We start from the raw sequence: 6,469 nt of genomic DNA on the forward strand, positions 1-6,469 counted from the left end.
CGGTGCAACATCATGAAAAAATATTTACTATTTTCACTCCTATCAAGTTTCATTCTTGCTGGTTGTTCTTCTGTTAAAGCCCCAAATCTTGAGCAATTTACCCATTCCTCTGGCGGAGAAGTCGCGGGTGATGCAACCAGCTTATATTGGATGACAGAGCGTCTTAAACGCATCACTATGGTATCAGACTCTGTCAATATGGGGGATTTCGGCTCATATCAGAGCGACTATCGTTGGAGTGATGGTGAGCTAAGAGAGTTGATTCGAAAAGGTGAGCAACTCAATGCAAAACATGGCTTGGTGCCTTTTCAAATTCACATTCGATTTAATAAAGATGGTGACGCAATCTATCAGCAGTACCGTATGGATGGAAAAGTGCTACCTTTACAGCGTGATCAGTTAGAGCATTACAAAAAAAAAGCGAACGATGTGGTTGAATTAGTCCAGAAGCAATCGCGTGATGACCAAAGCCTAATTCAAGGGTATTGGGATGGTGTAATGTTTAAAACCTGTGGGGGACGTGAGCTTGCTACGTTGGAATTCAAGCAGAACCTGCCCAAGTTTGTAATGGATAGATTGGCGTCAGTTGACAGCTACATTGCGTTTATTGGTAAAGAATCGCGTAATACGGCAACCGTTGATGAATTGCTGATACTCAATGACAACGATTTTGACTGTGTACCAAGACCAAAGTTGATTTCTAAATAAACCTTACTTCATATTCTTTCACAAAAGAATAATCAAAAGGCGCACTCAGCGCCTTTTGATTTTTTAACCAACTGACGTTGTTTTATTTCTCTTGCTCACGAGCAATCGCACGATAGCCAATGTCGCTACGATGGAACATCCCATCCCAACTCATGTGCTTTGCTAGGGCGTAAGCGCGCTGTTGTGCTTCTGATACGCTGTTGCCGAGTGCAGTGGCGCAAAGTACGCGACCGCCGTTTGTTACTATGTCGCCATCTTTGTTATCGGTTCCCGCATGAAAGACTTTTTCACCTTCAATTTCCATTTGCGGTAGACCTGAAATTATGTCGCCCTTGCTGTATGCAGCTGGGTAGCCACCTGCTGCGAGTACAATACCTATCGATGCGCGAGGATCCCATTTTGATTCTGCTTGATCAAGTTTTTCATCGATTGCAGCAAGGCAGAGATCAACAAGATCCGACTCCATGCGCATCATGATCGGCTGCGTTTCAGGATCGCCGAAGCGGCAGTTGTATTCGATCACTTTTGGAGTGCCGTCTTTGTCGATCATCAGCCCCGCATATAGGAAACCAGTGTATGGGTTACCTTCGGACTCCATACCGCGCACAGTTGGGTAAATCACTTCTTCCATGATGCGATTATGGATTTCAGATGTGACAACTGGAGCTGGAGAGTAGGCCCCCATTCCGCCCGTATTCGGACCTGTATCTTTATCACCAACACGTTTGTGGTCTTGGCTGGTGGCCATTGGTAGGACATTTTTACCATCGACCATCACGATGAAGCTAGCTTCTTCACCATCGAGGAATTCTTCGATAACTACGCGGCTGCCCGCATCACCAAATGCGTTGCCAGCGAGCATATCTTTGATAGCGTCTTCTGCTTCTTCTAACGTCATTGCGACGATGACCCCTTTCCCTGCCGCAAGGCCGTCGGCTTTAACGACAATCGGTGCACCTTGTTCACGCACGTAAGCAAGAGCAGGCTCGATTTCAGTAAAGTTTGCGTAAGCACCTGTTGGGATCTGATGGCGTGCTAAGAAATCTTTAGTAAAGGCTTTAGAACCTTCAAGTTGCGCGGCAGCTTGTGTCGGGCCAAAAATAGGCAGGCCTGCTTCTCGGAAAGCGTCCACAACACCGATAACCAGTGGCGCTTCAGGGCCAACGATCGTTAGCTCAATGGCTTGTTCTTTTGCAAAAGTAAGTAAGCTTTCAATGTCATCTACTGCGATGTTGATGTTTTCTAGTTTAGGCTCTAGTGCTGTCCCTGCATTACCCGGAGCAACAAAGACTGTTTCAACACTTGGGTTTTGTGCTGCTTTCCAACCTAGTGCGTGTTCACGACCGCCTGAACCAATAATTAAAACTCGCATATTAGAATCCTTTATCAATGATTTTGTTTAGCCCTGGGTGAGTGACAGGGCTATTAACCACTCTAGCACCTAGTTTCTAGGGCTTCGTTATATGAATTAGTGGCGGAAGTGACGCATGCCTGTAAAGATCATTGCCATACCATGCTCATCAGCAGCAGCAATCACCTCATCATCACGCATAGAGCCGCCCGGCTGGATAACGCATTTTATGCCAGCTTCTGCTGCCGCATCGATACCATCACGGAATGGGAAGAAGGCGTCAGATGCCATGACACTGCCTGCAACTTCTAAACCTTCATCTGCAGCTTTGATGCCTGCAATCTTCGCTGAGTAAACGCGGCTCATTTGGCCTGCGCCCACACCAATAGTCATATCACCTTTCGCGTAAACAATCGCGTTTGATTTAACAAACTTCGCGACCTTCCAGCAGAATAGGGCATCTTTCAGCTCTTCTTCGGTTGGTTGACGTTTAGAAACCACTTTCAGATCATTTAGGCTTACCATGCCTTGGTCACGGTCTTGAACCAGTAGGCCACCATTAACACGCTTTACGTCGAAACCTGTTGTCTTGGTTGACCATTCCCCACACTCAAGCAAGCGCACGTTTTTCTTCGCCGCAACAACTCCAATCGCTTCAGCAGATACGGAAGGGGCGATGATCACTTCAACGAATTGACGCTCAACGATAGCAGCAGCTGTTTCTGCGTCGAGCTCTTGGTTGAATGCAATGATGCCGCCGAATGCAGATGTTGGGTCAGTTTGGTAAGCGCGGTTGTACGCCTCTAGGATGTCTTTACCCAGAGCTACACCACATGGGTTCGCGTGTTTAACGATGACACATGCAGGTTCGTTGAACTCTTTCACACACTCAAGCGCTGCGTCTGTATCTGCGATGTTATTGTAAGAGAGCGCTTTGCCTTGGATTTGGCGAGCAGTAGAAACAGATGCCTCTTGTGGGTTAGCTTCTACGTAGAAGGCTGCCGCTTGGTGGCTGTTCTCTCCGTAGCGCATGTCTTGCTTCTTCTCGAACTGTTGGTTGAACGTACGTGGGAATTTGCTCTTGTTTTCAGGAGAAGGTTCATCACCTTCTTTGTTCTCACCGTAAGATGGAACCATTGTGCCGAAGTAGTTTGCGATCATGCCGTCGTAAGAAGCCGTGTGTTCGAATGCTGCGATAGCAAGGTCGAAGCGAGTTTCTAGCGTGAGAGATTTGTCGTTCGCGTCCATTTCAGCGATCACGCGGTTGTAGTCGTGAGCGTTCACAACGATAGTTACGTCTTTATGGTTTTTCGCAGCAGAGCGAACCATCGTTGGGCCGCCGATATCGATGTTTTCAACCGCGTCAGCAAGCGTACAGCCTTCTTTTGCTACGGTTTCTGCGAATGGGTATAGGTTAACAACAACCATATCGATAGGGTTGATGCCGTGTTTTTCCATCACGTCATCATCTTGGCCACGACGACCCAGAACACCACCGTGAACTTTCGGGTGAAGCGTTTTAACGCGACCGTCCATCATTTCTGGAAAGCCAGTATAGTCAGAAACTTCGGTTACAGCGATACCTTGTTCAGAAAGTAAGCGAGCTGTGCCCCCAGTCGATAAGATATCGATCCCACGTTCAGTAAGAGCTTTGGCAAACTCAATAATACCTGTTTTATCTGATACGCTGATAAGCGCACGGTGAATTGGGCGAGCGTTGTTCATGCTTCCGTTTTCCTCAAATTTCTCGGAGTTAAAAGATGTTTACCAAAAGAGAGTTTGTCGATACTTGTTAAAGTAGATGTTGGCAAGCTTTGGTAAACATCTTACAAAATGTTGCTTGTGCAGAAAATAATCTGCACAATTTGTTAGTGCACATTCTAACTAAGTTCTTACAAAAAAGCTCGCGCAATCGTTTGGCATTGACGTAAATATTGTGAAAATGCTAATTTCTAGTACTTTAGATAACAAAGATTGAATGAGAGGCTTTATGTTTCAGATTGGTGAACTGGCAAAGCGTTGTGGTGTAACTACTGATACATTACGTTTCTATGAAAAAAATGCGCTAATAAATCCTGCTGGGCGAAGTGAATCAGGTTACCGTCTTTATGATGACGAAAATCAACAACAGGTACGTTTTATTTTAAAAGCCAAAGAGCTGGGTCTGAGCTTGGAAGAAATAAAAGATCTATTGGGCATAAAACTTGAAGCAACAGAACACAGTTGTGCAGAAGTGAAAGCGATAACGACAGCTAAGTTAAATCTAATTGATGAAAAAATTGCAGAATTGAGCCGAATACGTCGTGCTTTAAAAAGAATAAACGATGCTTGCTGTGGTCACAGTAATGATGATGCAAGTCATTGTTCGATTCTTGCTGCTTTGGAATAATTTACATTCTTCTCATTTTTAATAAATCTATAACCTAGGTATAGCCCTTTTTTTAAAATATAATCTCGCCTTTTTAGGTATTTATCTTATGCGCCTTTGTTTGTTTGCAAATGCGATCATCATACTAACAATGAGAGTTAATCAAATATGATTGAAAGCTATTTTCAAATCAATGATTGGATATTGAATATTGATGAAAATAAGTTGTATCGACAAAACAAGGAAGTAAACGTTGAACCGCGCCTGATTAATTTACTGCATTTTCTAGCATGTCATCCTAACCAAGTTTTCAATAGGGATGAATTAATTGAATCTGTATGGGACGGGGCGGCTGTTACGGAACAAGTTGTCACGCAGTCTATTTTTGAACTTCGTAAGCTACTACGCGACGGTCGGGTTGACTCAATCAACTACGTTATCACTGTGCCTAAGCGTGGTTACAAATTAGTGGCAATGGTAACAGCGCTATCTCAGGCAGAGTTCATGTCTACCTGTCTCTCTTTTGGTATTCATGTTTTATCTGGAAATTGCATGGACCCGGGACAAGAATTCAAGAATAGCAGCAAGCATGGATTAGTTGATAACGTTCCTCCACAGCATAGGGCTTTTGTTGCTAAGTGTTATGATGGCATTCACCGTCTTTTATCTCCTTATCAAAAACTCAGATCGTGGCGCTTGAGTATCACAAGCTTTTTTTTGTTAAGTATACTCGCTATCTTACTGGTGACTTTAGCTTATTCTTGGTCAGATAAAACAATAGATTTAGATACAAACTTAATCGAATTTGAGTTCCAAGATCATATCAGTAGAAAAAATGAGCTTTATAGTTTGGCTGATGGCTTCGCTCTGAAGCTTATGTACGATGTTGCTTTACTCAGTGAGTTTGAAGTTACAGCCAAGCTTGAAGAAAACTCTTCAACTAGAAATGCGGGAAAAACGGTATTTACTAGTATTAAAAGGCATCAAGGAAAAGATGTTTTTGAAGTTGAATATAAAGATAATATCTTGGGTAAAGTTTTATTCAAACGCAAATATGTTCTTAAAAGAGATAAGTTAAGATCTTTAGTGCGACAGATACCTTTAGAATTGCTGCGTAAGTTAAATGTGTCTGGAGCTAGACTGAAGTCTAAAGTTCTTAATGCTGGCTTGCCAATGGATCCTGATGCTCTAGAGTTATTTATTGAAGCGAATCACTTTATTGCTATACGCGACAAAAAGCCATTTCAACATGGTATCGATTTGCTTGAACAGGCTTTATCGATAGAAAAAGATAATGCCTATGTGCAAGCTGAGCTGTTGGTGGCATATCATATCCAAAACTCTTTGGAGTTTGAGCCCAAGCAGGATAGTCATCGACTTCAAGAACTTGAAAAAAAACTCAAAGCAAATGTCAGAATGCAAGTGGGTTTTATTCAACCACGAATATATGAGGCTCTTGCACTACACACTATGATCAATGGTGAAACGAGCAAGGCCAAAAAATACTTGCAACAAGCGTTGAAAGTACGTAACTCGGTTTTATCTTATGTGCTGTTAGGAAAATATGCTGAATTAGATGGCGATACTAGAAGAGCAAGAGGCTTCTATATGGATGCTTTAGCAATTGATGCCTCCAGAGCGACTTATCGTTTATGTCAGAGTCTCGTCTTCCCGATGGATGCAGATGTTATGGACTCTAATATTCTGTCCTCTATTGTGAATTTAGGTCAAGATACTCATTAAATAAAGCCATGTAGTCAAAACATAGTTTTTTATATTCGATTAGGATTGAATTTACCCATGATGGATGCTTTTTGTTCGGTTGGTTTTTTTTTAGAAAAAAAAGCTTGTTAAGAAATCATAAATCCCTATACTGCGCATCCACCGACACGGAGTGACATGAAAATTACACGACGAGTTGGAAAGAGAAAAAAGAATTTAAAAAAATACTTGACTCTCAAATCTGGAAGCGTATTATACGCACCCCTAACGACATGAAGCTAAAGCGAAAAGTCAGTTAGAAAGCTCTTTAAAAATAAGAA

At 42.7% G+C, this 6,469-nt stretch carries 5 protein-coding genes; 3 read left to right on the plus strand and 2 right to left on the minus strand.

Translation table 11 applies throughout. The annotated features are described in order from the left end of the window. Positions 1 to 12: 12 nt before the first annotated feature. Positions 13 to 708, plus strand: a complete 696-nt coding sequence (locus VSA01S_RS16955; protein ID WP_039978700.1) for a DUF1481 domain-containing protein — start codon at positions 13 to 15, stop codon at positions 706 to 708. An 82-nt stretch (positions 709 to 790) separates the two neighbouring features. On the opposite strand, the gene purD is transcribed toward VSA01S_RS16955, so the two are convergent. Both purD and purH read right to left on the minus strand, forming a co-directional pair. Beyond that, complete coding sequence (purD, locus tag VSA01S_RS16960) at positions 791 to 2,080, minus strand: phosphoribosylamine--glycine ligase (protein ID WP_039978699.1); 1,290 nt, start codon at positions 2,078 to 2,080, stop codon at positions 791 to 793. A 96-nt stretch (positions 2,081 to 2,176) separates the two neighbouring features. Continuing rightward, entirely contained in the window at positions 2,177 to 3,784 is a 1,608-nt protein-coding gene (gene purH / locus VSA01S_RS16965; protein WP_039978698.1) for a bifunctional phosphoribosylaminoimidazolecarboxamide formyltransferase/IMP cyclohydrolase, read from the minus strand. A gap of 265 nt (positions 3,785 to 4,049) precedes the next feature. Between purH and zntR the strand changes: the two genes are divergently transcribed. Next, complete coding sequence (gene zntR / locus VSA01S_RS16970) at positions 4,050 to 4,448, plus strand: Zn(2+)-responsive transcriptional regulator (RefSeq protein ID WP_039978697.1); 399 nt, start codon at positions 4,050 to 4,052, stop codon at positions 4,446 to 4,448. A gap of 147 nt (positions 4,449 to 4,595) precedes the next feature. After that, positions 4,596 to 6,170 (plus strand): lysine decarboxylation/transport transcriptional activator CadC, encoded by a 1,575-nt coding sequence (gene cadC / locus VSA01S_RS16975; protein WP_039978696.1) that lies wholly within the window; start codon positions 4,596 to 4,598, stop codon positions 6,168 to 6,170. The last annotated feature ends 299 nt before the right edge of the window (positions 6,171 to 6,469 follow it).

Source organism: Vibrio sagamiensis NBRC 104589, assembly GCF_007990935.1.
In the GTDB taxonomy this organism is placed as follows: domain Bacteria; phylum Pseudomonadota; class Gammaproteobacteria; order Enterobacterales; family Vibrionaceae; genus Vibrio; species Vibrio sagamiensis.